General features: G+C 55.0%; 1 tRNA gene and 2 rRNA genes. All 3 read left to right on the top strand.

Features of this window, described 5'->3' with window-relative positions:
- Nucleotides 1–167, top strand: a 16S ribosomal RNA gene (locus tag H1S01_RS20570); the annotation flags it as partial.
- Nucleotides 168–462: 295 nt separating this feature from the next.
- Nucleotides 463–579: ribosomal RNA gene (rrf, locus tag H1S01_RS20565) — 5S ribosomal RNA — on the top strand.
- A 53-nt stretch (nucleotides 580–632) separates the two neighbouring features.
- A tRNA-Ala gene (locus H1S01_RS20560) sits at nucleotides 633–705 on the top strand.

The raw sequence follows: 705 nt of genomic DNA, 5'->3' as shown, positions 1-705 counted from the left end.
ACGTTCCCGGGCCTTGTACACACCGCCCGTCACACCACGAAAGTTGGCAACACCCGAAGTCGGTGAGGTAACCTTTATGGAGCCAGCCGCCGAAGGTGGGGTCGATGATTGGGGTGAAGTCGTAACAAGGTAGCCGTATCGGAAGGTGCGGCTGGATCACCTCCTTTCTATGGAGACTCGTCACGGTAGAGGATGAACCTTGCTAGGTTTTCTAGTGAAGAATGAAACCGCTACGCAGTGAGATGTCGAGGTCGAACCGGACGGATACCTCCCAGCAGGGTGCAGGCGAGTTATCTCGCAAGCAGCCCGATGGGACAGGTCCGAACGGAAAAGTTACGCACGCAGCGCAACACAACTGTTTGATTTTGAGGGACTGGAGGAACTTACCGGTTGAAAAGCTCAACACGGTGTAGTAAACTTCTAAATCCGGTGATGAACCGGACCTCAACAACTGCAAACTGATCTGGTGGCAATGGCGGAGGGGTCACACCCGTTCCCATCCCGAACACGGAAGTTAAGCCCTCCTGCGCCGATGGTACTTGGGACGTTGGTCCCTGGGAGAGTAGGTCGCTGCCGGATTGATCGGGTAACCAAGCCGGTATTACCGGATGCATAACGTATCCGGTAGAAATGGGGCTATAGCTCAGCTGGGAGAGCGCTTGAATGGCATTCAAGAGGTCAGCGGTTCGATCCCGCTTAGCTCCA

The sequence above is a fragment of the Heliobacterium chlorum genome (genome assembly GCF_014502795.1).
Classification (GTDB): domain Bacteria; phylum Bacillota; class Desulfitobacteriia; order Heliobacteriales; family Heliobacteriaceae; genus Heliobacterium; species Heliobacterium chlorum.
This window is presented reverse-complemented; position numbering and strand designations above follow the sequence as displayed.